Source organism: Streptomyces sp. NPDC059743, assembly GCF_042732975.1.
In the GTDB taxonomy this organism is placed as follows: Bacteria; Actinomycetota; Actinomycetes; order Streptomycetales; family Streptomycetaceae; genus Streptomyces.
The window spans coordinates 1-26618 of record NZ_JBHWGS010000031.1; the positions used below are offsets into that span (position 1 = coordinate 1).

Below are 26618 nucleotides of genomic sequence, written 5' to 3' on the forward strand. Positions count from 1 at the left end.
ACGGACCGCCACTGCGGTCCGTCCGGCGCCGGAGCCCTACTCCTCCGTGGAGGCGCTGACTCCGGACGGCGTCTGCTGTTCCGCCGCCGCCGTCTTCTTCGCCGTCGACTTCGCGGCCGTCTTCTTGGCCGTCGTCGCCTTCTTCGCTGTCGTCGTCTTCTTCACCGCGGTCTTCTTGGCCGTCGTCTTCTTGGCAGCCGTCTTCTTCGCGGTGGACTTCTTGGCGGCTGTCTTGCGTGCCGTCTTCTTGGCCGCGGGCGGCTCCTCCGAGGCGTCCTGAGTGTCCTGGGCCTCCTGAGCGTCCTGGGCGGGTGCCTCTGCGGGCTCGTCGGGCGCTGTGTCGGGCTTCGCCGACGTCACCACGACGACCGCCGCGTCCTCGGCGCCCGAGGGCGGCCCGGCCGGTGCCGTGACCTTGCGGGTCACACGGCGACGGGCGCGCGGAAGAGCCGCCACTGGCGGCTCTTCCGGAGTCTCCTCCACCGTCGGCACCGCTGACACAGTCGGCACGGCCTCCGGCTCCGCCGTTACGGACACGGGCTCGGACGCCGGCACGACCACCTCGGCCGCAGCCGCGTCGTCCCCGGCCTTCGGCGAACCGGCCGGAGCCGTCGCCTTGCGCGTGGCCCGACGGCGCGTACGGCCCTTGGGCGCTTCCTCGACGGGCGCCTCGGGCTCGGCCACGTCGGTCGCGATCACCGCCACCGGTGCTTCCACAGGAGCCTCGGCCAGGGCCTCCGGCTCCACCGCCTTCGGCGAGCCGGCCGGAGCCGTCGCCTTGCGCGACGCACGGCGACGCGAGCGTCCTCGTACGGACGCCTCGGCCTCCGCCACGCTGCTGAACAGTTCCTCGTCCGGCGCGAAGGCCGGCTCCGCCAGCGCGGCCGGAGCGGCCACCTCCGCGGCGATCTCGGCCTCCGTCTCGCCCTCGGCCTCGGCTTCCGTCTCCGCCGCGACCCCGGCGAGCTCGTGCTCGTGCTCGTGGTCCACACCGGACACGCCACCACGGCCGCGCTTCTTGGAGCGCTTGCCGTTGCCACCGCCGCCGACCGTCGTGGGCTGCTCCATATGGACGATCACACCGCGCCCGTTGCAGTGCACACAGGTCTCGGAGAACGACTCCAGCAGTCCCTGGCCGACCCGCTTACGCGTCATCTGCACCAGGCCCAGCGAGGTGACCTCGGCGACCTGGTGCTTCGTACGGTCCCGGCCCAGGCACTCCAGCAGCCGCCGCAGCACCAGATCCCGGTTGGACTCCAGCACCATGTCGATGAAGTCGATGACGACGATCCCGCCGAGGTCGCGCAGGCGCAGCTGGCGCACGATCTCCTCGGCCGCCTCCAGGTTGTTCCTGGTGACGGTCTCCTCCAGATTGCCGCCCTGCCCGGTGAACTTCCCGGTGTTGACGTCGACCACGACCATGGCCTCGGTCTTGTCGATCACCAGCGAACCGCCGCTCGGCAGCCAGACCTTCCGGTCCAGCGCCTTCATGAGCTGCTCGTCGATCCGGTACGTCGCGAAGACATCGGCCTCGCCCGTCCAGCGCGACAGCCGGTCGGAGAGATCGGGCGCGACATGCGTGACATAGCCGTGGATGGTCTCCCACGCCTGGTCACCGCTGACGATGACCTTTGTGAAGTCCTCGTTGAAGATGTCGCGCACGACGCGGACGGTCATGTCGGGCTCACCGTAGAGAAGCGTCGGCGCGTTACCGCTCTTCGCCTTCTTCTTGATGTCCTCCCACTGTCCCTGGAGCCGTTCGACATCGCGGCGCAGCTCGTCCTCGCTGGCGCCTTCCGCGGCCGTACGGACGATGACGCCCGCGTCCTCGGGAACGATCTTCTTGAGGATGGTCTTCAGCCGGGCCCGCTCGGTGTCGGGCAGCTTGCGGCTGATGCCGGTCATCGAGCCCTCGGGCACATAGACCAGATAGCGGCCGGGCAGGGAGACCTGGCTGGTGAGCCGGGCGCCCTTGTGGCCGATCGGGTCCTTCGTCACCTGGACGAGCACCGACTGGCCGGACTTGAGGGCGCTCTCGATCCGGCGCGGGCCGTTGGCCATGCCCAGCGCCTCGAAGTTGACCTCGCCCGCGTACAGCACGGCGTTACGGCCCTTGCCGATGTCGACGAAGGCGGCCTCCATGGACGGCAGTACGTTCTGCACCTTGCCCAGATAGACGTTGCCGACGTAGCTGGTGGCCTGTTCCTTGTTGACGTAGTGCTCGACCAGGACGTTGTCCTCAAGCACACCGATCTGGGTGCGCTCGCCGTTCTGGCGGACGACCATCACGCGCTCGACGGCCTCGCGCCGGGCGAGGAACTCCGCCTCGGTGATGATCGGCACCCTGCGGCGGCCCTGCTCGCGTCCCTCGCGGCGGCGCTGCTTCTTGGCCTCCAGACGCGTCGAGCCCTTGATGGACTGCACCTCGTCGGCGCCGGTGCCGGGCTCGGTGTCCTTGCCGCGCCGCTCGCGCGGCTCGCGGACCTTGACGACCGTACGCTCCGGGTCGTCGCCGCCCGACTCGGCCTCGGCAGCGCCGTCACCGCTGCGACGACGACGGCGACGGCGGCGACGGCTGCTGGAGGAGCCGCCACCGGAGGACTCCGCCGACTCGGCCTCGTCGTGCTCCTCGTCGTCCGCGTCGCTGTCGCCGTCCTCGGCGTGCTCAGCGTGGTCGGCGGACTCGTCGTGCTGCTCGTCGGTGGTCTCGTCGGCCTCGGCGGACTCGCCACGGCGACGGCGACGGCCGCCACGGCGACGGCGGCGCGAGGGACGGTCCTCGTACTCGTCGGAGTCGTCGCCCTCGGCGGACTGCTCCGCCTCGGTGCCGGTCTCGTCCACGGAGTCACGGGCGTCGCGCGGCTGCTCTTCGGCGGCCGGCGCGCTCTCCACCGGCTCGGCGGACTCACCGCGACGGCGGCGCCTGCGACGGCCGGAGGGCTCCGGCGCGGCGACAGGCTCGGCCGCCGCGACCGTCCCGGTCCCTGCCTCGTGGTCAAGGTCCTGGTCCTGGTCGAGCTCGGCGGCGTCGTTGTAATCGGCGGAGTACTCGGCGTCGTAGGCGTCGTCGTACGCGGGCCTGACCGCAGCCGCGGCGGCTGCCGCGGTCTCCGGCGTCTGGAACATCGGCTCGGTGAAGACGGGCGCCTGGAAGACGGCCACGGCGGGCCGGTTGGCACGGCGGCGCGAGCGCTCGGGTGCCTCGGCGGGCTCCGCGACGGACGCGGCCAGGGCGCCGCTCACGGGCTCGGGAGCGGTGGTGGCGGCTGTGGCGGCGGTCTCCGGCGCGGTGGCCCTGCGGCGTGTACGGCCACGGCTCGCGGCCTTCTCGGCGGCCTGGACGTGCACCTCGTCGGCGCTGATCTGCGCGACGATGTCCTGCGGCAGGCCCTCGCCCTCCTGGCTCTCGCTCTCTTCTGCGCCCGGCGCACCGGCGGGCGCGGTGGCCCTGCGGGTGGCGCGACGGCGCGTACGGGTGGCGGGCTTGGGCTCGGGCTCCACGGCGGCGGGCTCCTCGGCCGGGCTCTCCTCGGCGGCGGCCTCGACGGGCTCCGGCTCGGCGGCGGGCTCGGGCACGATGATCTCGGACGCGGCGACCTCGGACGTGGCGGCCTCGGGCGCGGTGGCCCTACGGGTCGCACGACGGCGCGTACGCGGCGGCGCGGCCTCCTCGGCCACCACCGTCCCGGCACCATCAGTGCCCTCGGCGCTCACAGCGCTCTCCGTTGACTCGGCCGTCTCGGCCGTCACGACCGTCACGGCAGGCTCAGCGGTCTCGACCGGCGCCGCGACCTTACGAGTGGCACGGCGGCGCGTGCGCGGCGGCGCGGCCTCTTCGGCCACAGCCGTCTCGGCGCTCTCCGCCTCTGCCGACGGAGTCGTCTCAGCCGTCACCTCGGGCACGGCCGCCTCCGGCGCCGCTGCCTTGCGTGTCGCACGACGGCGCGTGCGCGGCGGCGCGGGCTCCTCGGCCACGGCATCCGCCACAGCCGCCTCGGCCGCCTCAGCAGCCGGTATGGCCGGCACGACCGTCTCGGCCACGCTCACGGCGTCGCCGCTCTCAGCACCTGCGGTCGGCGGCCCGGCGGGCCGGGACGCGGCCCGGCGCCTGCGGCGCGGCGGCAGCGTGTCGCTCGGAGAGTTGTTCTCTGCGTTGTTGTCGTTGCTGTCGTTGTTGTCGGCGTTCCCGGGGTTTCCGGGTTCGATGGGCTCAAGCATGCGGGGGTTTCTCCCGTCACGCTCCCGGGCGCCACGCCTGGATCCGGTCCGGCCGCGGCCCGCGCAGTGCGCGAATGCCGCCGTCCGGGGCGCGGGCGCCGCACGGGAGCTGTTATGTCTGGCTCGCCGGTTCCCTACGCGCTGTGCGCACGGCCTGGCGAAAGTCTTCTGGTCAGTGCGCGGCCCGACCCAGGTGGCTCCCGAGTCCCGGAGCTGCGCTACAACGACCGCCCTACGCGGAACCTGCACCTTCCGGCGCCTTCGCGGCGGCGAGTACGGCGGCCGTGGATGGCGCGGGCCGGACTGCCTCGCGGTCGGGCGCGAGCGGGTCGGTCACCGTGCCGGTCTCCTCGTCGAAGAGCCCCTGCGCCAGCCTGGTCACCGCTGCGGGGACCGGCGGCGCCAGGTCGGCCACAGCTCGGAGACCGGACAGGACGTCGTCGGGTCGAACGGCGGGTGTTGCGTGCCGAACAACCAGCCGCAGTATCGCACAGGGCCCGTCCCCCGGCCTATCAGCCTGTGGAGGAGCGGACTCCAGCGTGACCACGGCACTCCGTGCGTCGAAGGTCCGCAGACCGTTCTTCGTACGGCGTTCCACCTCGACCGACTCGGCGGCGAGAAAGGCCTGCACGGCCTCTTCCGCCCGCTGCGGCTCGACGCCGTCCAGCCGCAGCTCCCAGACGGAAGCGGTCAGCCGGTCGGCGAGTCCCGACGTACGGGCCTCGACGGCGTCGACGATGTCGAGTCCGGCCGGCAGCGACTCGTCCAGCAGCTCACGCAGCTTGTCCGGGTCGCGCGCCTCCGCCAGGGCGATCTCCAGGAACTCGGCCTCACTGCCCGTGCCGGTGGGTGCGGCATTGGCGTACGAGACCTTCGGGTGCGGTGTGAACCCCGCCGAGTACGCCATCGGCACATCGGCGCGGCGCAGCGCCCGCTCGAAAGCACGCTGGAAGTCACGGTGGCTGGTGAACCGGAGGCGTCCGCGCTTGGTGTAGCGCAGTCGGATGCGCTGCACCGCCGGTGCGGGTGGCGGGCCTTCGGGCTGTCGCTTGCCCAGTGCTTCTTCTCCTCGGTGCGGGCGGTACGCGGTGACGCGCCGCCCTCGGACGTGGGGTGACCCCCGGGTCCCGGCTCAGTCCCGCTTCCGCGAGCAGATCTCAGGTGCGGGCTCCGCGCCGGGGACGATCGTTGTACTACCCAGAGTACGCGTAACGCCCTCCGACAGTTCCCCAGCCTTCTGCGGACGAGGCGCGCGGACGAGGCCCTGTCCGGTCGGGACGCGTCAGACGGCCGCCGTTCCGATCCAGAAGCGCAGTTTTCCGCCGCGCTCGTCCTCCAGCACTCCGCCCGCCGACTCGATCACCTTGCGCGAGGCGGTGTTCGTGGTGTCGCACGTGACGAGGACGGACTCGATACCGAGCCCGCGGGCGACCGGGATGGCCTCGGTCAGCATCGCGGTCGCATGGCCGCGCCGACGGGCGCTGGGACGTACGGCATAGCCGATATGGCCGCCCAGCTCACGCAGAAAAGGGTTGAGGCGGTGGCGGATGGCGAGGCGTCCGAGAAAGGTGTCGCCGTCGACGTACCAGAGCGTGGTGTTGGGCACCCAGCCGTCGACGCGCGGAGTCTCCTCCAGCGGCTCGGCGTTGAGCCGGTCCACATACGTCGCGAAGACCTCGGGCCGGTGCCAGCTCGCCGCGAACTCCTCCATCTCATGGAGCAGCAGGGCCCGTTCGCCCGCGCCCTCCGCCACGAACTCCGCCATCGCGTCGAGGAAGGAGGCCTGGATCCGTACGTCGGGAGCGATGAACCGCGGCATCCGCCCATTGTGCCGCCGCACGCGCGCGCCCGGCCACGGATTACCCGTGACCGGGCGCGGCTGCCCGTGACCGGGCGTGTACAGGCCTCAGTCGACGTTGATCTCGTTGTGGATGTCGCCGACCGAGAAGTTGACCAGGCCCAGGCCACCGCAGGCAAGGAGACAGAGCCGGCCCGGAGGTGTCGGAGGCACCGGCGTCTCCGACACCGTGACCGTCGTCTCGGCGTTCGAGGCGCCGCAGTCGGTGTTGCCGTTGTACGCGGCGGTGATCGTGTGCGTGCCCGTCGTGCTGAAGGTGGTCGTGTACGACGCCTGACCGCCGGCATCGACCGGCACGGTGTTCAGCAGGTCACTGCCGTCGAAGAACGTCACTCCGAGGCCGCCGCTGGGATCCGCCGTGCAGGAGACCGTGGCGCTCAGCACCACGGACTGCCCGACGGACGCCGACGACGGTGTCGCCTGGACGGTGGTCGAGGACGGCACCGCCGCTGCCGCCGGTGAAGCAAAGGCGACCACCGTGGCCACCGCCGCGAAGGTCACCGTTTTCCACATCTTCCGCTCTTGCAAAAGCCTCACTGCTTCGACTCCTCGATCGGCCCTTGGGGACGATTTCGTTTCGCTGATTCGGAAACGAGACCGTAGAACGCGCATCGTGGGCCGAAGGGGAGCTGTCGGCGTGATCGGCCCGCATGGGTCAGAGGGATCACCCGTCCGAGCGGATACGTTTCTTCTTACGGTTGTGCTGCTTCTCCTTACGTTTTTCGACGCTTTTTGACATCTGAATGACGCAAAATGACGCGCCGCATCAGAGCCGCATCAGAACTGCATCAGATCTGGCGTACCCGATCAGATCTGCGGAGGCGGCACGCGCAAATACGTCAGGGAATTACTCGTTCCGCCGAGAGTGATGACGCTGACGGCGACGGAGCCCGCGGGACCAGCCGGTGCGAGCGCGGCAATGGCGGTGTCCGAGAGCACGGTGAATTCGGCGGGCGTGACACCGAAGCGCACGGTGGTCGTGGTGGTCAGAGCGGTGCCGGTGAGCGTGACACCGGATCCGGCGCTCGTCGGTCCCTGACCGGGAGCGAGGGCGGTGAGTACCGGCGCCTGTACATAGGTGTAGTTGAGGGAGTTGCTGGTGCCGCCCGGAGCGGTGACGGTGAGCGCGACCGTACCGGTGCCCGCGGGCGCGACAGCGGTGATGTGGGTCGCGGAGTCAACGACGTAACTCGTGGCGGGCGTGCCGCCGAAGGTGACCGCCGTGGCGCCGGCGAGACCGGTGCCGCTGATGGCGACCGTGGTGCCACCGGACGAAGCGCCCTGATAAGGCGTGACGGAGATGAGCGCGGGCGCGCCCAGATAGAAGTAGTAGACGGGCCCGGTGGTACCGCCGAGCGTGGTGACCGTGACCGGCACAGCGCCTGTGCCGGCAGGCGCGACGGCGGTGATGTGAGTGGTGGAGTCGACGACGTAACTGGTGGCGGGCGTACCGCCGAAGGTGACCGCCGTGACTCCGGTGAAGCCGGTGCCGGTGAGGCCGACCGAGGTGCCGCCGGCCGAAGGTCCCTGGCTGGGCGAGAGCGCGGTCAGTGTCGGCGTCGGCGCATAGGTGTAGTTGACGGCGTTGCTGGTGAAGCCGGGAACCCTGACGGTGACGGGAACGGTGCCCGTACCGGCCGGAGTTGTCGCGGTGATCTGGACCGCCGAGTTGACGGTGTAGGTGAGGGCAGGAGTAGCGCCGAAGTTGACCGCGGTCACTCCGACGAAACCGCTGCCGTTCAAGGTGACGCTGCTGCTGCCTGCCGAGGGCCCCACATTGGGTACGACCGAGTTGAGAACGGGCGCGGCGGCGACGGCGGTTGGCCGTGCCGCTCCTGCCGCTTGGTCGCTGCTTTCCACGGTGTCTCCCGTAGCTGGTCGTCGGCCCGGGAAGGCCGGAGATGGCTGATCGGACGGTCTCGAAGGTCTGGATGGGATCGAAGGTTTACGCGGCCACTTCGCGAAGTGGCCGCGTAAACCCTTGTGAAGTACCAGCCGCTCTATGGAGAAGCGGTCAGATACCGGGACCTGCGACGTACGTGAACCCGTCCGTCGCGGTCGCGCTGCCCGCGTCGTTGCTCACGACGACATCGACGGGACCGGCCGCGCCGGGCGGAGTGACGGCCGACACCGCGGTGTCGGAGATCACCGTGAAGGGCGCCGGGTTGCCGTCGAAGGTGACACTGTTGGTGCTGGTGAGACCGGTACCGGCCACCGTCACCGGAGTGCCGCCGGCCGTCGGTCCCTCGGCGGGAGTGACGGTCGTGACGGTCGGGACGGCCACGTACGTGAACGAGAGCCCGTTGTTGGTGCCTCCGGCCGTGGTGACACTGACTCCGACCGAACCGGCCGCGCCGGCCGGTGCGGTAACGGTGATCTGACCGTCCGACACCACTGTCGGCACGGCGGTGTTGGCGCCGAAGGCGACACTGGTGGCGCTGGAGAGACCGGTGCCGTTGATGGTGACGAGCGTGCCGCCCGCCGTCGATCCGGAAGTCGGGCTCAGCGTCTGCTTGAACGGTGCGCCGACGTAGTAGAACGGGATCGGATTGCTGGTCCCGCCCGGAGTGGTCACCGTGACGCCGACCGCGCCGTTGCCGGCCGGAGAGACAGCGGTGACCTGAGTGGGCGAGACATTGGTGACGGAGGTGGCGGACCGGGTGCCGAAACGCACCGCGGTGGTGCCGCTGAGGTTGGTCCCGGTGATCGTGACGAGCGTGCCGCCGCCACTGGATCCCTGGGTCGGACTGATGGGCATGGGAGATTCCTCCTCGCTCGGAATGCGGTACATTGCCGAGCAGTGGTCGGGCATTCGGACTCGCATAGGTCCCGGATCGGGGCGGGTCGGCTCTCGTGTCCACTGTGGTGACTCGATGGCTTTACGTCGGCGTCGGAATGCGGTTCGAGCCTCTCGCGCCGCACGTAAAGCCATTGAGGAACACATCCCGGATGAGCACTCGCGTGCGCGCCCAGGGGTCGGTTCGCCTCTCTTCGAGGATTTCTGCGTCCGCCGATGCGGAGACTTCAGTCACCCATCCGAGTGATGCTCTCAGCAAGAGATTTAACATGAAGTCACTCTTTCGGCCGAGCGCACCAAGACGTGAAAAACAGGCGCACTTACCGCGCATTCACGAATAGCGGATCATAGGACTATCCCGCTGAGGTCCCTCGCCGTTGCCTCGCCGGCACAGCACGACGAAGGGGCCAAGGTCCTCGGACCTCGGCCCCTTCGGGACATCCCTCCGCCGCGCGTCAGCCCGCGCTCGCTCCGGGCCCGGCGTTGACCACCGTCAGCGGCAGCAGCTTCTTGCCCGTCGGGCCGATCTGGATGTCGAGGTCGAGCTGAGGGCAGACACCGCAGTCGAAGCACGGAGTCCAGCGGCAGTCCTCGACCTCGGTCTCGTCCAGCGCGTCCTGCCAGTCCTCCCAGAGCCAGTCCTTGTCGAGACCGGAGTCCAGATGGTCCCAGGGCAGGACCTCCTCGTAGGTACGCTCACGGGTCGTATACCAGGCGACGTCCACGCCGTGCTCGGGCAGCGTCTTCTCCGCGCACGCCATCCAGCGGTCGTACGAGAAGTACTCCCGCCAGCCGTCGAACCGGCCGCCGTCCTCGTACACCGCGCGGATGACCGCGCCGATACGCCGGTCGCCGCGCGAGAGCAGGCCCTCCACGATGCCGGGCTTGCCGTCGTGGTAGCGGAAGCCGATCGAGCGGCCGTACTTCTTGTCGCCGCGGATCTTGTCGCGGAGCTTCTCAAGACGCGCGTCGGTCTCCTCGGCGCCGAGCTGCGGCGCCCACTGGAACGGCGTGTGCGGCTTGGGTACGAAGCCGCCGATCGAGACCGTGCAGCGGATGTCGTTCTGTCCGGAGACCTTCCGGCCCTCGGCGATGACCTTGACGGCCATGTCACCGATCTGGAGGACGTCCTCGTCGGTCTCGGTCGGCAGACCGCACATGAAGTACAGCTTCACCTGACGCCAGCCGTTGCCGTAGGCCGTGGAGACCGTACGGATCAGATCCTCCTCCGAAACCATCTTGTTGATGACCTTGCGCAGCCGCTCGGAGCCGCCCTCGGGCGCGAAGGTCAGCCCGGACCGGCGGCCGTTCCTCGTCAGCTCGTTGGCCAGATCGACATTGAACGCGTCGACACGGGTCGACGGCAGGGAGAGACCGATCTTGTCCGCCTCGTACCGGTCGGCGAGTCCCTTGGCGATGTCACCGATCTCGCTGTGGTCGGCGGAGGAGAGCGAGAGCAGACCGACCTCCTCGAAGCCGGTCGCCTTCAGGCCCTTCTCGACCATCTCGCCGATGCCGGTGATGCTCCGCTCGCGCACCGGGCGCGTGATCATGCCGGCCTGGCAGAAGCGGCAGCCGCGCGTACAGCCGCGGAAGATCTCCACGGACATCCGCTCATGGACGGTCTCCGCGAGCGGTACGAGCGGCTGCTTCGGGTAGGGCCACTCGTCCAGGTCCATGACGGTGTGCTTGGACACCCGCCACGGCACACCGCTCCTGTTCGGTACGACACGGCCGATACGCCCGTCCGGCAGATACTCGACGTCGTAGAAGCCCGGTACGTACACACCGCCCGTCTTGGCGAGCCGGAGAAGGACCTCCTCGCGCCCGCCCGGACGGCCCTCCGCCTTCCAGGCGCGGACGATCTCGGTGATCTCCAGGACGGCCTGCTCGCCGTCGCCGATCACCGCGCAGTCGATGAACTCCGCGATCGGCTCGGGATTGAAGGCCGCGTGACCGCCCGCGAGGACGATCGGATGGTCGACGGTACGGTCCCGGGCCGCCAGCGGGATGCCCGCGAGATCCAGGGCCGTGAGCATATTGGTGTAGCCCAGCTCGGTGGAGAAGCTCAGCCCGAAGAGGTCGAAGGCGGAGACCGGGCGGTGCGAGTCCACCGTGAACTGCGGCACCTTGTGCTCGCGCATCAGCTCTTCGAGGTCCGGCCAGACGCTGTACGTACGCTCGGCGAGCACACCCTCGCGCTCGTTCAGCACCTCGTACAGGATCATGACGCCCTGGTTGGGCAGTCCGACCTCGTAGGCGTCCGGATACATCAGCGCCCAGCGGACGTCGCACGCGTCCCAGTCCTTGACGGTGGAGTTCAGCTCGCCGCCCACGTATTGGATCGGCTTCTGCACATGCGGGAGCAGGGCTTCGAGCTGTGGGAAGACCGATTCAGGCATCACGGATCTTTCGTGGACCGACAGTGGGTGGACCGACGGTGGATCGACAGGAGACCGTCGGTGGGCCGACAAGGCTGGCCATCCAGACTACCCCGGTGCTCAGCCGGTCAGATCCGCCCTCAGCCCCGGTGCCGACGCCCGCTCCCACACCTGCGGCAGCTCCCGCTCCCGGCCCGCCGCCTGGGCCTCCTCATGGCCGTGCAGCAGGCCCCAGGTGAACGCGGACTCGCCCGCCGCGTGGGCGCGGATACCGAGGTCACGGAGGGCGTCACGGGCCACCACACTGTCCTGGTGGTCGCCGAGCACGGTCTGTACGGCCTTCATCCGCTTGACGAACCGCTGAGCGGGCCTGCCCAGCGCGGGCAGGGCCGCCTCGGCCGCGTAACGGGCGCGCTTGGCCGCCTTGCGGGCGTTGTGGAGGGCGATGTCACGCTCCTCGCCCGGCGGAAGCTCCAACGCCTGCTCCACGCGGCCCGCCAGCCGTCCGTAGTCCTTGAGGATCGCCGCGGGCAGCACCTTCCCGGGCCGGTTCGCCGCGGCCGGCCGCAGCAGCGGCGGATCCGCGAGCAGCGCGTCGAGGCTGTCCAGCAGGGCGAGATACCGCTCGCTGTCGAGTACGGCGACGGCCTGGCTCCGCGAGCCCGCGCGGCGGCCGGCGTTCCAGATCCTGAGCCTGGCGCGCACCGGGCCGAGCAGCAGTGTGTCGGGCAGCTCGGCGATCCGGGAGAGCAGCCGTTCGTTCAGGACCTCCTGGTCACGGTCGATGCCCAGCTCCGCCGCGAGCCACTTCAGCTCCTCGCCGATGGGATCGGTCACGGACCGGTCGACGACCTTGCCGTACGTACGGAACGCGGAGCGCATCCGGCGGGTGGCGACGCGTAGCTGGTGCACGGAGTCCGGCAGATCGCGGCGTACGGCGGGGTCCTGGGCGACGATCGCATCGGCCTGGACCCGCAGATAGGCGAGCACATGCTCGGCGGCGGTGACCGGCCTCTTGGCGCCCTTGCCCTTCGCGCGCTTGGCCTTCGCGCCCTTCACGCCCTTGCCGACCGGCTTCCCGGCGCCCTCGTCCTTCGCGCCCTGCGCGTCCTTCCCAGTGTCCTCGCGCGCCGTCTCCGTCAGCGCCCTGCTCAGCTTCGACGCGGCGGACGCGGGACGCAGCCCGGCCTTGCGCAGCTTCTTGTCCACCGCGTCCAGCAGCGCCGGATCGGCGTCGTCCGTCAGCTCCACCTCGACCTCGGTCCACGAGGTGGCGACCACGGTGTCACCGAGGCGCTGCGCCCGTACGGTGTCGACGCTGACCTCCGCCAGCGGAGCGCCGTCGCCGCCGAGCAGCCTGCTGATGTCGCGCGAGGTGCGCAGCCGTACGACCGGGATCAGCCGCGCGTCGCGGATCCGCGAGCGCAGCAGGGCGGTCAGCTCCTCGGGGACGGTGTCGGCCAGCGGCGCCCGGATCTCGTCACGGACGCCCGGCGAGACGGGCAGCTTGAGATGCCAGCCCGCGTCGTCGCCGCCCGTTCTGCGCCGGAGCGTGAGGGAGCCAGCGGCCAGACGCAGATCAGCCGTGTCGTAGTAGACCGCGTCGAGCTCCACGACACCGTCGGCGCGTACGGCGTCCACTCCCTTGGCCCGGGCCAGATCCGGCAGCCCGGCCGCTCCGCCGGACACCACCGCTCCGCCGGAAGCCACTCCGCCGTCCCTGGAACGGCTCGGGAGTTCGTACTTACGTTCGATCTCTCGCTTCGTTTCCGCCATACTCTGGAACATACCCGCGAATTACCGTCATAGGGCCGCCAGCGGTCGCTGCACCCGGATCGACTGGAGCAGTCCCACCGCGATCCAGACCGCGAACATCGACGTACCGCCGTACGACACGAACGGCAGCGGCAGCCCGGCCACCGGCATGATGCCCAGCGTCATCCCGATGTTCTCGAAGGACTGGAACGCGAACCAGGTGATGATGCCGCCGGCGATGATCGTCCCGTACAGATCGGTCGCCTCCCGGGCGATCCGGCAGGCCCGCCACAGCACCACACCGAGCAGCAGCAGAATCAGCCCGGCGCCGACGAATCCCAGCTCCTCGCCCGCGACCGTGAACACGAAGTCCGTCTGCTGCTCGGGCACGAACTGTCCGGTGGTCTGCGAGCCCTTGAAGAGCCCGGTGCCGGTCAGTCCGCCCGAGCCGATCGCGATCCGCGCCTGGTTGGTGTTGTAGCCGACGCCCGCCGGATCCAGCTCCGGATTGGCGAAGGCCGCGAAGCGGTTGATCTGGTACTCGTCCAGCACACCGAGCGCCGCGACCGCGACCGCTCCGATCGCACCGGCGCCCACCAGCCCGAAGATCCACCGGTTGGAGGCGCCCGAGGCGAGCAGCACGCCGAGCACGATCACCACCATGACCATCACCGAACCGAGGTCCGGCATCATCATCACGATGATCATCGGGACCACCGCGAGGCCGAGCGACTTCGCGACGATCCAGTGGTCCGGATGCTCCTGGTCGCCCGCGTCCACCCGGGCCGCCAGCATCATCGCCATGCCGAGGATGATCGTGACCTTCACGAACTCGGACGGCTGGAGCGAGAAGCCTCCGGGAAGCAGGATCCAGGCGTGTGCGCCGTTGATGGTGGCGCCCAGCGGTGTGAGCACCAGTACGACCAGCACGACGGAGAGCCCGTAGAGCGCCGGCACCGCGCCTCGCAGTGTGCGGTGCCCGAGCCAGATCGTGCCGACCATCAGGGCGAAACCGATGCCGGTGTTGAGCAGATGGCGCAGCAGGAAAAAGTACGGATCGCCCTGGTTGAGCTGCGTACGGTTACGGGTCGCCGACCAGACCAGCAGCGAGCCCAGCAGCGACAGCGCCAGTGCCGAGAACATCAGCGGCCAGTCGAGCCTGCGCACCATCGAGTCACGGGACGCGAGCCGGGTCCATGTGCCGCGCTGCGGACCGTATCCGGAGACCGAGAAGCCACCTGGGCCGGCCATCGCTCAGTCCCTCCGTGCGGTGGTCACCGCGGGCGGGCCCGCGAGGAGCTGGGGCTCCAGTGGTTCCTTCGGCGGCTCGTACGGTTCGACCTTCGGCGCGTCGATCGAGCCGTCGGGCTGGATCTTGGGCAGTTCCGTGCGCGGCTCGGGCATCAGCGCCTTGCTGAGGTCCTGCTCGCCCTTCGCGTTCAGTCCGTACATCGCCTCGTAGATCTTCCGCACCGCGGGCCCCGACGCTCCGGAGCCGGTACCACCCTGGGAGATCGTCATGATGATCGTGTAATCGCTGGTGTACGACGAGAACCACGAGGTCGTCTGCTTGCCGTAGACCTCGGCCGTACCCGTCTTGGCGTGCATCGGGATCTGCTTCTGCGGCCAGCCGCCGAACCGCCAGGCGGCGGAGCCGCGCGTGGTCACGGCCGCGAGAGCCTCGTCTATCAAGTCGCGCGTCTTCGCGTCGAACGGCAGCTTGCCATGGGACTTGGGCTCGATGATCTTGGTCTGCTTGCCGTCGGCGCTGACGATCGCCTTGCCGACGACCGGATTGTAGAGAGTGCCGCCGTTGGAGATCGCCGAGTAGATGGTCGCCATCTGGATCGGTGTGACGAGGATGTCGCCCTGGCCAATCGAGTAGTTGACGGAGTCACCGGCGCGCATCAGATTGCCTTCGAGACAGCCTTCGTAGGCGAGCTGCTGGACATAGGTGCCGCCCTTCTTGCCCTGCTTGCACCAGCTGGCCTTGTTGGCCTCCCAGAACTTCTGCTTCCACTCGCGGTCCGGGATCCGGCCGGTGACCTCGTTGGGCAGGTCGATACCGGTCTCCTTGCCGAGGCCGAACTGATGGGCCGTCTTGTAGAACCAGTTCTTGGCGTCCTTCTTGGGCTTCAGACCGCCGTCCTTGATCCACTCCTTGTGCGCGAGCCCGTAGAAGACGGTGTCGCAGGAGACTTCGAGCGCCTTGCCGAGGCTGATGCTGCCGTAGCCCCGGGACTCGAAGTTCTGGAAGGTCTGGCCGCCGACGTTGTACGAACTGGGGCAGGGATAGCTGCCGTTGAAGTCGTAGCCGGCGTTGACCGCGGCGGTCGAGGAGACGACCTTGAAGATCGAGCCGGGCGCCGCCTGGCCCTGGATGGCCCGGTTCAGCAGCGGGAAGTTGGAATTCTTGCTGGTGAGTTTGGCGTAGTCCTTGGCGGAGATACCGCCCACCCAGGCGTTGGGATCGTACGTCGGCTGGGAGGCCATCGCGACGACACGCCCGGTCTTCGCCTCCATCACGACCACGGCTCCGGAGTCCGCCTTGTAGGGCGTGTTGGTGTTGCGGTCCATCTCCTTGCGGGCGGCCTTCATGGCCTCGTTCAGCTCGTACTCGGCGACAGCCTGCACGCGCGCGTCGATGGAGGTGACGACATGGGCGCCGGGCTCGGCCACGTCGCTGCGGGCCTGTCCGATGACACGGCCCAGATTGTCGACCTCGTAGCGGGTGACACCGGCCTTGCCGCGCAGCGCCTTGTCGTACGTACGCTCAAGGCCCGAGCGGCCCACCTGGTCGGAGCGGAGATACGGCGAGTCGGTGTCGTGCGCCTTGGTGATCTCCGCGTCGGTGACGGGCGAGAGATAGCCCAGCACCTGGGCGGTGTTGGCGAGACCGGGCGCGGTGTAGCGGCGTACGGCGGTGGGCTCGGCGGTGATCCCGGGAAAGTCCTCGGCGCGCTCACGGATCTGGAGCGCCTGCTGTGTGGTGGCCTCGTCGGTGATCGGGATCGGCTGGTACGGCGAACCGTTCCAGCAGGGCTGCGGAGTCTTCGCGTCGCAGAGCCTGACCTTGTCCATCACGTCCTTGGGTTTCATCCCGAGGACATCGGCGAGCCGGGTCAGTACGTCCTTGCCGCCGTCGTCCATCTTCATCAGGTCCGTACGGCTGGTGGAGACGACGAGCCGCGTCTCGTTGTCGGCGAGCGGAACGCCTCGGGTGTCGAGGATCGAACCGCGCACGGCCGGCTGGACGACCTGCTGTACGTGGTTGCTCCTGGCCTCGTCCGTGTACTCCTGGCCGTTGCGGACCTGGAGATACCAGAGCCGGCCGCCGAGCGTGAGGAGCAGGGAGAGGACGAGGACCTGGATGACGATGAGCCGGATCTGGACCCGCTGTGTCCGCCCGGTCTCCGGGATATTGCTCAAAGCCGCTTGACCCCCTTGATACGTCCCGCCCTGGCCGCGCGGTTACGGGCGGCCCTGACCCACAGTCCGCCGCGCTGGCTGCCGATCCGCAGTCCCGTGCCGGTGGCCTGCCAGCCCGAGGAGACATCGGAGCCGCCGCCGCTCTTCTCGGTCCCGGCGAGCGGATCGTTCTCGGCGCGTCTGGCCAGCCACATGATCAGCGGTACGACGAACGGCGCGAGCAGCAGATCGTAGACGGCGGCGGAGAACAGCAGGCCCGCGAGGCCCACATGGCGGGCGGCGCCGTCACCGACGAGGGCGCCCACCGCCGCGTACAGCAGTGTCGAACCGACCGCCGCGACCACGACCGCGGCCATCGGGGCGAGCGCCGATCTCATCTGGCCCTTCTCGGGCCGGGCGAGGCCCGCCAGATAGCCGATGACACAGAGCACCAGGGCATAGCGCCCGGCCGCGTGGTCGGCGGGCGGTGCCAGATCGGCCAGCAGTCCGGCGCCGAAACCGATGAACGCGCCGCCGACATGCCCGTACACAAAGGCCAGCGCGAGGACCGTGAGCAGTGTCAGATCGGGAACGGCGCCGGGAAGCTGGAGTCGGGCGAGGATGGACACCTGGACGACCATGGCCACCACGACCAGCGTGGTGGAGAGCAGAATCCGGTTGAAGCGCATGGGAATCAGCCCTACTCCTGGTCGTCCGCTTGGCCGTCGGGATTGTCTTGCGCGTTGCCGTCGCCCGGTGGATTGCCTGGCGGGTTGGCAGGCGGGACAGCCGGTGGGTTGGCGGGCGGATTGGCCGGCGGGACGCCCGTGCCGTCGCCCTGGTCCGTACCGCCCGCGATATCGGCGGCCTCGCCGTTGACTTCGAGATTGCCCTCGGGCGACGGAGTGACGGTGACCGTCACGGTGGGCGTCGGCTCGGCCTTGGGCTTGGGCGGCAGCACCGTGTCCCTCGGATCGGTCCTGGGTGCCTCGACCACCACACCGACGATGTCCAGCTTGGTGAATCCGACGAAGGGCCGTACATAGATGGTCCGGGTGAGATTGCCGCCGGACGGATCGACGCGTACGACCTGGCCGACCGGCACACCGGGCACGAAGGGCTTGTCCCTGCTGGAGCCGAAGGTCACCAGCCGGTCGCCCTTCTTCACCTTCGACTTGCCGTTGAGGAGCTGGACGGAGAGCGGACGGTCGCCCTGTCCGGTGGCGAAGCCCAGCTCGTCGGTCGCCTCCATCCGGGTGCCCACGGTGAAGTCCGGGTCATTGGCGAGCAGTACGGTCGCGGTGCTCGGGCCGACGGTGGTGACACGGCCGACCAGCCCGTCGCCGTTGATGACCGTCATGTCGCGCTCGATGCCGTCGTCGGATCCCGCGTCGATGGTGACCGTCCAGGAGAAGCCCTGGGCCGCTCCTATGGCGATGACTTCGGCGCCCTTGATGCCGTACTGCCCGGCGCCCGCCTTCTTGAGCATCTTGTCGAGTTCCTGCACCCGGCTGCGGTTGCGGACATCGCTGCCGAGCTTGGTCTTGAGCGCGGTGTTCTCCTTCTGGAGCGCGGCGATACGGTCGTGCCGCGCGCCGGAGTCCCGTACGGCTCCTATGGCGTTGCCGACCGGATTCACCGCGGACGCGACGCCGTGCTCCACCGGGCCGAAGACCGCCGCGGCGGCCCGCCGCGCGCCGTCGACCGGTGAGCCCTCACCACCGCGGATATCCACCGTGATCAGTGCGAACGCGATGGCGACCAGCAGCACCAGGAGCAGCCGGCTCTCTCGTGTGTCCCTCACGTGCGGCGGCCGTGCCTTCCTCGTAGGAATGTTTCAGCGTGGATCGGGGATATCGGCGATCCGCCGTACGGGAGGTCCGGGGGAGCGGATTCCGTACGGCGGAGCGTGGAGCGCGTCAACGACGGGGCTGGGCGTCCAGCACCTGCTGGAGCGCCTCGAACTCCTCGACGCACTTGCCGGCTCCGAGCGCGACGGAGTCCAGCGGATCCTCGGCGATATGGATGGGCATTCCGGTCTCCCGGCGCAGCCGCTCGTCAAGACCGCGCAGCAGGGCGCCGCCGCCCGTGAGCACGATCCCACGGTCCATCACATCGCCGGACAGCTCGGGCGGGCACTTGTCGAGTGTGGTCTTCACCGCGTCGACGATCGAGTTGACCGGCTCCTCGATGGCCTTGCGCACCTCGGCGGCGGAGATGACCACGGTCTTCGGCAGCCCGGAGACCAGATCACGGCCGCGGATCTCGGTGTGCTCGTCCTTGTCGAGGTCGTACGCGGAACCGATGGTGATCTTGATGCTCTCGGCGGTCCGCTCACCCAGAAGGAGGGAGTACTCCTTCTTGATGTGCTGGATGATCGCGTTGTCCAACTCGTCGCCGGCGACACGGATCGACTGTGCCGTGACGATTCCGCCGAGGGAGATCACCGCGACCTCGGTGGTGCCGCCGCCGATGTCGACCACCATGTTGCCGGTGGCCTCGTGGACCGGCAGCCCGGAGCCGATGGCCGCGGCCATGGGCTCCTCGATGATGTGCACCTGACGCGCGCCGGCCTGGGTGGAGGCCTCGATGACGGCGCGGCGCTCGACGCCCGTGATACCCGAGGGCACACAGACGACCACGCGCGGCCTGGCGAGATAACGACGCTTGTGGATCTTCAGAATGAAGTAGCGCAGCATGCGCTCGGTGATTTCGAAGTCGGCGATCACACCGTCCTTCAGTGGCCGGACAGCAACGATGTTGCCCGGTGTCCGCCCGATCATCTTCTTCGCTTCGGCGCCGACCGCGAGAATGCCGCCTGTGTTGGTGTTGATGGCTACGACGGACGGTTCGTTGAGTACGATCCCCCGGCCTCTGACGTACACCAGCGTGTTGGCGGTCCCGAGGTCGACAGCCATGTCACGGCCGATGAACGACATGTTGTTCCCCATGAGGATGCGTCTGGCCTTCCCAGATAGAGCTTTGATGGCTTCTCAGGATGGCGAGGTGGGTGCTGTGGCTTGGAGGCTTCCATCGTAGTCACGCCTGTGCGGCGTCCGCTCGCTGGCCCGCCCCGCGAACTCGTCGGCCCACCTCGTCAAGGGTGACGAAGAGTCGGCCGAACGCGTTCCCGTAATGGCCCCGCATATGCCCAAAGGCGACCGAATTCCTTCGGTCGCCTCAGGCGGTCGGCCTCGTTCGGCTGACCGACGGTCAGGAAAGGCCCGGAAAGAAAATTTTCAGTTCCCGAATGGCGGACTCCTCGGAGTCCGAGGCGTGGATCAGGTTCTCCCGGACAATGGTGCCGAAGTCCCCCCGGATGGACCCGGGCGCTGCGGCGATCGGGTCAGTAGGACCGGCGAGGGCGCGCACGCCCTCGATGACGCGCTCGCCCTCGACCACCAGGGCCACGACCGGGCCCGAGGCCATGAAGCCGAGCAGCGGCTCGTAGAAGGGCCGGCCCTTGTGCTCGCCGTAGTGCTGCTCCAGCGTCTCCTGGTCCAGCGTGCGCAGCTCAAGGGCGGTGATGGTCCAGCCCGCCTTGCGTTCGATACGGCCGATGATCTCGCCGATCAGCCCGCGCCTGACCGCGTCGGGCTTGAGGAGGACGAGAGTGCGCTCGGTCACGGTGCAGGCTCCTTCATGTGCGGGATGCAGGACCTAGAGGCTACAGGGCCCGGCCCGCGTCGATTACACAGCGTCAGCCTCTGCCGAGGCCTGTCCCGGGGCCCGTTCCTGGACCTGCTCCCCGGACCCGGCCCGCTCCTGGGCCTCGGCCTGTTCCGCCCAGCGCGCCTTGGCCTGGTCGATCGCCCGCCCGTAGTGCACCGAGGCCCACCACAGGGCCGCGAAGATCGCACCCAGCGCGAACATCGCGGGCACCGCCACACCGCTCGCGACCAGCGCGATCTGGAGCGCCCAGCCGAGCTGCACACCACCGGGACGGGTGATCATCCCGCAGAGCAGCAGACACAGCACCATCGCGATGCCGCAGACCGTCCAGACCGTGCCCACCGCCAGATCGTCCGACTTCATCGCGACCAGACCGGCGAAACCGATCACGAAGATCTCGGCGATCAGCGTCGACGCACAGAGCGTACGCAAGGAATTCAGCTCCTCTTCAACAGCAGCCGGGCCTCGCCGACCGTGATCACCGAGCCGGTCACCAGCACTCCGGCGCCCGCGAACTCGGACTCGTCCTCGGCCAGTGTGATCGCCGCCTCCAGCGCGTCGTCCAGCCGCGGCTCGACCTGTACGCGGTCGTCACCGAAGACCTCCACCGCGACGGCGGCCAGCTCGTCCGCGTCCATCGCGCGGTAGCTCGAATTCTGGGTGACCACCAGCTCCGCGCAGATCGGCTCCAGCGCCTCCAGCACGCCACGCACGTCCTTGCCGTCGCTCGCGCCCACCACACCGATCAGCCGGCTGAAGCCGAAGGACTCGGTGATGCCGTCGGCGGCGGCGCGCGCGCCCGCCGGATTGTGCGCGGCGTCCAGCACCACCGTGGGCGAACGCCGTACGACTTCGAGCCGGCCCGGCGAGAACACCGACGCGAACGCCTTGCGGACGGTGTCCATGTCCAGCGGACGCGCGTGCTGGGCGCCGATACCGAAGAACGCCTCGACCGCCGCGAGCGCCACCGCCGCGTTGTGCGCCTGATGGGCGCCGTACAGCGGCAGGAAGACCTGTTCGTACTCACCGCCGAGACCGCGCAAGGTGAGCAACTGCCCGCCGACCGCGACCTCCCGGGCCACCACACCGAACTCCATGCCCTCGCGCGCGACCGTCGCGTCCACATCGACGGACTTCTTGAGCATCACCTGCGCCGCGTCCACCGGCTGCTGAGCCAGGATCACCGTCGCGCCCTGCTTGATGATCCCGGCCTTCTCCACGGCGATCTCACCGGGCGTCTTCCCGAGCCGGTCCGTGTGGTCCAGATCGATCGGCGTCACAACAGCGACGGTGGCGTCGATGACATTCGTCGCGTCCCAGGTGCCGCCCATACCGACCTCGACCACGGCGACATCCACCGGCGCGTCCGCGAACGCCGCGTACGCCATGCCCGTCAGCACCTCGAAGAAGGAGAGCCGGTACTCCTGCATGCCGTCGACCATCTCGACATACGGCTTGATGTCCTCGTACGTCTCGATGAACCGCTCGGCGGAGACCGGCGCGCCGTCCAGACTGATCCGCTCGGTGATCGACTGGACATGCGGGCTGGTGTACCTGCCGGTACGGAGATCGAACGCGCCGAGCAGCGCCTCGATCATCCGGGCCGTGGACGTCTTGCCGTTGGTACCGGTGATGTGGATCGAGGGATACGTACGCTGCGGATCGCCCAGCACATCCATCAGCCCGGCGATCCGGCTCACCGACGGATCGAGCTTCGTCTCGCCCCAGCGCCCGGCGAGCTCCTGCTCCACGGCGCGCAGCGCCTTGTCCACCTCGGGATCCTCGGGCCGCCCGGGCACGCCGTCGCTCTGCGCGGGCCCTGCCTGGGCGCGCAGCGTACGACTGCCAGCCTCTATCACCGCCAGGTCGGGGTCGCGCTCGGTCTCGGCGGCGACGATCTCGTCGAAATCGTCGGGCTCGCCGGGCTGGTCGAATGGACGCTGCTCGCTCACGCCACCAGTCTACGGAGCCCCACCGACAGCCCGGCCCCCCGGCCGGTCACGGGCCGAGGGGCCGAGCTCACACCTGCGTACAAGCACGTACGGGCGTGTACAGACGTACGGGCGGTACGGGCGTCAGTCCTGCGGGTCCTGCGGCAGGGCCGCCACCTGGGCCGTGATCCGCTCGATGTCCGTCTCCGCCTTGGCGAGCCGGGCGCGGATCTTCTCCACCACCTGATCGGGCGCCTTCGCGAGGAACGCCTCGTTGCCGAGCTTCGCCTCCGCCTGCGCCTTCTCCTTCTCCGCCGCGCCCAGATCCTTCGTCAGCCGCTTCCGCTCCGCCTCGACGTCGATCGCGCCCGACAGGTCCAGCACCACCCGCGCGCCCGCGACCGGCAGCGTCGCCGTCGCGTGGAAGGACTCGCCCTCCGGCTGGAGCCGCAGAAGCTGACGGATGGCCGCCTCGTGCGCCGCCAGCGCCGTACCGGACAGATCCAGCCGCGCCGGCACCTTCTGTCCCGGCTGAAGCCCTTGGTCGGCCCGGAACCGGCGGACCTCGGTGATCACCTGCTGGAGATGCCCGATCTCCCGCTCGGCCTCCGTGTCACGGAATCCGCTGTCGGCCGGCCAGTCCGCGATGACGAGCGACTCCTTGCCGGTGAGCGTGGTCCACAGCGTCTCCGTGACGAACGGGACCACCGGATGCAGCAGCCGCAGCATCACATCGAGGACCTCGCCCAGCACCCGCCCGGAGACGCGCGCCTGCGCGCCGCCCTCGAAGAAGGTGGTCTTGGAGAGCTCGACGTACCAGTCGAAGACCTCGTCCCAGGCGAAGTGGTACAGCGCGTCGCTGAGCTTCGCGAACTGGTAGTCCTCGTAGTACGCGTCGACCTGCGCGACCGTCTCGTTCAGCCGCGACAGGATCCAGCGGTCCACCGCCGACAGCTCACCGGCCGCGGGCAGCGGGCCCTCGACCGTGGCGCCGTTCATCAGCGCGAAGCGCGTCGCGTTCCAGATCTTGTTCGCGAAGTTGCGCGACGCCTGGACCCAGTCCTCGCCGATCGGCACATCCGCGCCGGGATTGGCGCCACGGGCCAGCGTGAAGCGGACGGCGTCCGAGCCGTACGCGTCCATCCAGTCCAGCGGATCCACCGAGTTCGGGTTGGACTTCGACATCTTCTTGCCGTGCTCGTCGCGGACGAGACCGGTCAGCGCGATCGTGTGGAACGGCGCCACACCGTCCATCGCGTACAGCCCGAACATCATCATCCTGGCGACCCAGAAGAAGATGATGTCGTGGCCGGTGAGCAGCACATCGGTCGGATAGAACTTCTTGAGATCCGCGGTCTGTTCGGGCCAGCCGAGCGTCGAGAAGGGCCACAGACCGGAGGAGAACCAGGTGTCCAGGACGTCCGAGTCCTGCGTCCAGCCCTCGCCCGTGGGCGGCTCTTCGTCCGGTCCGACACACACGGTCTCGCCGTTCGGGCCGTACCAGACCGGGATGCGGTGGCCCCACCAGAGCTGGCGCGAGATGCACCAGTCATGCATGTTGTCGACCCAGTCGAAGTACCGCTTCGACAGATCCTCCGGATGGATCCTGACGCGCCCGTCCCGGACCGCGTCGCCCGCGGCCTTCGCCAGCGGCTCGACCTTGACCCACCACTGGAGCGACAGCCGCGGCTCGATCGTCGTCTTGCAGCGCGAGCAGTGGCCCACGGAGTGGGCGTACGGACGCTTCTCGGCGACGACGCGGCCCTGCTGGCGCAGCGCCTCCACGATCGCGGAGCGCGCCTCGAACCGGTCGAGTCCCTCGAACGGGCCCGGCGCGGTGATGACGGCGCGCTCGTCCATGATCGTCAGGGATTCGAGACCGTGCCGCTGGCCGATGGCGAAGTCGTTCGGGTCGTGCGCCGGTGTCACCTTGACCGCGCCCGTGCCGAACTCCGGGTCGACATGTGTGTCCGCGACGACCGGGATCGTACGGTTGGTGAGCGGCAGCTTGATCCGCTTGCCGATCAGATGCGCGTACCTCGGGTCGTCGGGATGGACGGCGACGGCGGTGTCACCGAGCATCGTCTCGACCCGGGTCGTCGCGACGACGACCGTCTCGTCGCCCTCGCCGTACTTCAGCGAGACCAGCTCGCCGTCGTCCTCCTGGTAGTCCACCTCGATGTCGGAGATCGCGGTGAGACAGCGCGGACACCAGTTGATGATGCGCTCGGCGCGGTAGATCAGCTCGTCGTCGTAGAGCTTCTTGAAGATCGTCTGGACGGCCTTGGACAGCCCTTCGTCCATGGTGAAGCGCTCGCGCGACCAGTCGACGCCGTCGCCGAGCCGGCGCATCTGGCCGAGGATCCGGCCGCCGTACTCCTCTTTCCACTGCCAGACCCGCTCGACGAACTCGTCCCGCCCGATGTCCTGGCGGGACTTGCCCTCCTCGGCGAGCTGCTGCTCGACCTTGTTCTGCGTGGCGATACCGGCGTGGTCCATCCCGGGCAGCCACAGCGCCTCGTAGCCCTGCATCCGCTTGCGGCGGGTGAGGGCGTCCATCAGCGTGTGCTGGAAGGCATGCCCGAGGTGCAGGGTGCCGGTGACGTTCGGCGGCGGGATGACGATGGTGTACGGCTCTTTGCCGCTCTTCGCGTCCGCCTCGAAATAACCGCGGTCTACCCAGCGCTCATACAGCTTCCCCTCCACCTCGGCCGGCACATACTGGGTCGGCAGTTCGGGGTTGCTGGCTGGCTGCTGCTGAGTGTTCTCGGTCACGGGGTCAGTTTAGAGGTGTCACGGGCGCGTACTGAAACGGGATAGTTCGGTAACGGAGCTGCCCCGGACGGCCCAGGTCACTGTCCCTTCCGACAGGATGTTCGGAACGCATAAGTTTCTGGAGGGGACAGGACAGATGAGTTACAACCAGCCGGGCCCGTACGGTGGCCAGCAGCCGCAGCAGCCTGGGCCGTACGGTCAGCCGCAGCCCGGCCCTTACGGCCAGCAGCCGCCGCAGGGGCCGCCGGGGCCCGGCTACGGTTATCCGCAGGCGCCGCAGGGCGTGCCGCCGCAAGGGCCGCCGCAGGGACCGCCGCCGCCCGGTACGCCGCCGGGGTACGGCTATCCGCAGCAGCCCGGCCCGTACGGTCAGCCGCCGCAGCAGCCTCCGTACGGTGGCGGCGGCCAGTACCCGCCTCCTCCTCCGGGTCCGGCGCCCAAGAAGAAGACCGGTCTGATCATCGGTGTCGCCGTGGTGGCGCTCGCGGTGATAGCCGGCGGTGCGTACGTCCTGACCTCGGGCGGCGGTGGCGGCGGCTCGATCGCGGACGACGGCCCGCACAAGCTGGCGACGCCCGCGACGGTCATCGACGGCACGTACAAGAAGATCGATTCCGGTGCGGCCGGTGACGACGGCATGTCCGAGAAGGACATCAAGGACATGGAGACCTGGGGTGTGAAGAACCCCAAGGACGTCGGCGCGGGCTATGCGACCGAGGCCGGCAGCGACACCCTGATGGGCAATCAGCTCACCTTCAGCGGTGTCTACGGTCAGATCGAGGACCCGGAGAAGGTCATCGACGCGCTGTTCGCCAGCATGAAAACGGAAGCCGCCGCGGACAAGACCGGCGGAGGCGAACTGGTCGGCAGCCCGCAGGAGTTCTCGCCCACCGGCTTCGAGAACGGCGTCCTGAAGTGCCAGGAAGCCAAGATCACGGACAGCGGCAAGACATCATCCTTCCCGACCTGCATCTGGGCCGACCACAGCACCGTCGTCTACGTCCTCTCGATCGACCTGGCCCAACTCTCCACCGGCAAACCCACCTCCCTCGCAGACGCGGCCACCCTCGCGGCCAAACTCCGCAACGACGTCCGAGTAAAACTCTGACCACACACAGCACACGACGGCGCCCGCCCGGCTATTTCGGCCGGGCGCCCGCTTTTCACGCTTCAGCGTCTTTCGGTTACGCTGAGTGCCGGACTGGCCCGCTGCGCGAGGGAGACGCATCATGACGGTGATGCTTGAGCCCCCGGCAAAGATCCCGGCGAAGGCGTACTACCTCGACGTCATGGATCTGATCTGCGATCAGCTCCGTCCCCATCTCCCGGAGGGCCATCGCGTCAGCTCCGCACCGGCGCTCTATGTGTTCCCCGGCATTGAGCGGGCGTACGGGCCGGATGTGCATGCGGCCGACCGCCGGACCCGGAGGACGACGAGTCGCCATCTGGACGGGGAGGGCCTGTCCTTCATCGCGGAGCTGACCTCGGCGTCGACGCGGGACGCGGATCTGGTCGACAAGGTCGAGCGCTACGGCAAGGCGGGCGTTCCCGTCTATCTGCTGCTCGACATGCAGGAGGACAGCGCCACCGTCTTCTGGTCACCGACCGCCAAGGGATACGCGTCCCATCTCACCGTGCCGTTCGGCAAGGAGATCCTCATTCCCGCGCCCTTCAACTGCACCCTCAGCACCGCCGGATTCCAGGCACCGTTCGATTCCGACGAAGACTGATCCGGGACATACGGAAGCGGGGGGGGGGGGGGGGGGGCGCGGGGGGTGGGGGGGGGTGGGGGGCGGGGGGGGGCGGGGGCGGGGCGCGCGGAC

19 protein-coding genes are annotated in these 26618 nt (G+C 69.1%); 2 read left to right on the forward strand and 17 right to left on the reverse strand.

Annotated features, from left to right (window positions below; all coding sequences use genetic code 11):
- Positions 1-36 precede the first annotated feature (36 nt).
- The 17 genes from ACFV6H_RS36765 to ACFV6H_RS36845 form a co-directional block, all read right to left on the reverse strand.
- A complete protein-coding gene (locus ACFV6H_RS36765; RefSeq protein WP_385551108.1) occupies positions 37-4218 on the reverse strand; it encodes an Rne/Rng family ribonuclease in 4182 nt (1393 codons plus the stop codon).
- Between the two features lie 232 nt (positions 4219-4450).
- Positions 4451-5233, reverse strand: a complete 783-nt coding sequence (locus ACFV6H_RS36770; RefSeq protein ID WP_384986260.1) for a TIGR03936 family radical SAM-associated protein — start codon at positions 5231-5233, stop codon at positions 4451-4453.
- A 267-nt stretch (positions 5234-5500) separates the two neighbouring features.
- The gene (locus tag ACFV6H_RS36775) at positions 5501-6037 is read right to left on the reverse strand and encodes a GNAT family N-acetyltransferase (protein ID WP_385551110.1); all 537 of its coding nucleotides are present in this window, start codon (positions 6035-6037) and stop codon (positions 5501-5503) included.
- Positions 6038-6124: 87 nt separating this feature from the next.
- Positions 6125-6613, reverse strand: a complete 489-nt coding sequence (locus tag ACFV6H_RS36780; RefSeq protein ID WP_384986262.1) for an Ig-like domain-containing protein — start codon at positions 6611-6613, stop codon at positions 6125-6127.
- 270 nt (positions 6614-6883) lie between these two features.
- On the reverse strand, positions 6884-7936 hold the full coding sequence (locus ACFV6H_RS36785; RefSeq protein WP_385551113.1) for an IPT/TIG domain-containing protein: 1053 nt from the start codon (positions 7934-7936) through the stop codon (positions 6884-6886).
- A gap of 154 nt (positions 7937-8090) precedes the next feature.
- Positions 8091-8834, reverse strand: coding sequence for an IPT/TIG domain-containing protein (locus tag ACFV6H_RS36790; protein ID WP_385551115.1), 744 nt, complete (start codon positions 8832-8834; stop codon positions 8091-8093).
- 494 nt (positions 8835-9328) lie between these two features.
- Positions 9329-11278: a TIGR03960 family B12-binding radical SAM protein gene (locus ACFV6H_RS36795; protein WP_384986265.1), complete on the reverse strand. Its 1950-nt coding sequence runs from the start codon at positions 11276-11278 to the stop codon at positions 9329-9331.
- Between the two features lie 96 nt (positions 11279-11374).
- The gene (locus tag ACFV6H_RS36800) at positions 11375-13030 is read right to left on the reverse strand and encodes a CHAD domain-containing protein (protein WP_385551117.1); all 1656 of its coding nucleotides are present in this window, start codon (positions 13028-13030) and stop codon (positions 11375-11377) included.
- A gap of 27 nt (positions 13031-13057) precedes the next feature.
- Entirely contained in the window at positions 13058-14260 is a 1203-nt protein-coding gene (rodA, locus tag ACFV6H_RS36805; RefSeq protein ID WP_384986267.1) for a rod shape-determining protein RodA, read from the reverse strand.
- 3 nt (positions 14261-14263) lie between these two features.
- Positions 14264-16438, reverse strand: coding sequence for a penicillin-binding protein 2 (gene mrdA / locus ACFV6H_RS36810; RefSeq protein WP_385551120.1), 2175 nt, complete (start codon positions 16436-16438; stop codon positions 14264-14266).
- Complete coding sequence (gene mreD / locus ACFV6H_RS36815) at positions 16435-17106, reverse strand: rod shape-determining protein MreD (protein ID WP_093599612.1); 672 nt, start codon at positions 17104-17106, stop codon at positions 16435-16437. The genes mrdA and mreD overlap by 4 nt, the downstream gene beginning before the upstream one ends.
- Before the next feature lie 11 nt (positions 17107-17117).
- Positions 17118-18221 (reverse strand): rod shape-determining protein MreC, encoded by a 1104-nt coding sequence (mreC, locus tag ACFV6H_RS36820; protein ID WP_385551122.1) that lies wholly within the window; start codon positions 18219-18221, stop codon positions 17118-17120.
- Positions 18222-18336: 115 nt separating this feature from the next.
- The gene (locus ACFV6H_RS36825; RefSeq protein WP_046498926.1) at positions 18337-19356 is read right to left on the reverse strand and encodes a rod shape-determining protein; all 1020 of its coding nucleotides are present in this window, start codon (positions 19354-19356) and stop codon (positions 18337-18339) included.
- Positions 19357-19630: 274 nt separating this feature from the next.
- On the reverse strand, positions 19631-20044 hold the full coding sequence (ndk, locus tag ACFV6H_RS36830; protein ID WP_066949757.1) for a nucleoside-diphosphate kinase: 414 nt from the start codon (positions 20042-20044) through the stop codon (positions 19631-19633).
- Positions 20045-20107: 63 nt separating this feature from the next.
- Positions 20108-20521 carry a DUF4233 domain-containing protein gene (locus ACFV6H_RS36835; RefSeq protein ID WP_384792291.1) on the reverse strand — a complete coding sequence of 138 codons (414 nt, stop codon included), beginning with the start codon at positions 20519-20521 and terminating at the stop codon, positions 20108-20110.
- A gap of 5 nt (positions 20522-20526) precedes the next feature.
- Entirely contained in the window at positions 20527-22041 is a 1515-nt protein-coding gene (locus ACFV6H_RS36840) for a bifunctional folylpolyglutamate synthase/dihydrofolate synthase (protein WP_384986271.1), read from the reverse strand.
- Positions 22042-22164: 123 nt separating this feature from the next.
- Positions 22165-24795 (reverse strand): valine--tRNA ligase, encoded by a 2631-nt coding sequence (locus tag ACFV6H_RS36845; RefSeq protein ID WP_385551125.1) that lies wholly within the window; start codon positions 24793-24795, stop codon positions 22165-22167.
- A 136-nt stretch (positions 24796-24931) separates the two neighbouring features.
- On the opposite strand from ACFV6H_RS36845, the gene ACFV6H_RS36850 reads away from it, so the two are divergent.
- The gene (locus ACFV6H_RS36850) at positions 24932-25903 is read left to right on the forward strand and encodes a hypothetical protein (protein WP_385551127.1); all 972 of its coding nucleotides are present in this window, start codon (positions 24932-24934) and stop codon (positions 25901-25903) included.
- A gap of 121 nt (positions 25904-26024) precedes the next feature.
- Positions 26025-26525 (forward strand): Uma2 family endonuclease, encoded by a 501-nt coding sequence (locus ACFV6H_RS36855; protein WP_385551129.1) that lies wholly within the window; start codon positions 26025-26027, stop codon positions 26523-26525.
- Positions 26526-26618: the final 93 nt, after the last annotated feature.

Coding starts and splice junctions, on each gene's coding strand:
- ACFV6H_RS36765 (WP_385551108.1), bottom strand. CDS start 4,218: ATGCTTGAGCCCATCGAACCCGGAAACCCCGGGAACGCCGACAACAAC.
- ACFV6H_RS36775 (WP_385551110.1), bottom strand. CDS start 6,037: ATGCCGCGGTTCATCGCTCCCGACGTACGGATCCAGGCCTCCTTCCTC.
- ACFV6H_RS36790 (WP_385551115.1), bottom strand. CDS start 8,834: ATGCCCATCAGTCCGACCCAGGGATCCAGTGGCGGCGGCACGCTCGTC.
- ACFV6H_RS36800 (WP_385551117.1), bottom strand. CDS start 13,030: ATGGCGGAAACGAAGCGAGAGATCGAACGTAAGTACGAACTCCCGAGC.
- rodA (WP_384986267.1), bottom strand. CDS start 14,260: ATGGCCGGCCCAGGTGGCTTCTCGGTCTCCGGATACGGTCCGCAGCGC.
- mreD (WP_093599612.1), bottom strand. CDS start 17,106: ATGCGCTTCAACCGGATTCTGCTCTCCACCACGCTGGTCGTGGTGGCC.
- ACFV6H_RS36825 (WP_046498926.1), bottom strand. CDS start 19,356: ATGTCGTTCATCGGCCGTGACATGGCTGTCGACCTCGGGACCGCCAAC.
- ACFV6H_RS36850 (WP_385551127.1), top strand. CDS start 24,932: ATGAGTTACAACCAGCCGGGCCCGTACGGTGGCCAGCAGCCGCAGCAG.
- ACFV6H_RS36855 (WP_385551129.1), top strand. CDS start 26,025: ATGACGGTGATGCTTGAGCCCCCGGCAAAGATCCCGGCGAAGGCGTAC.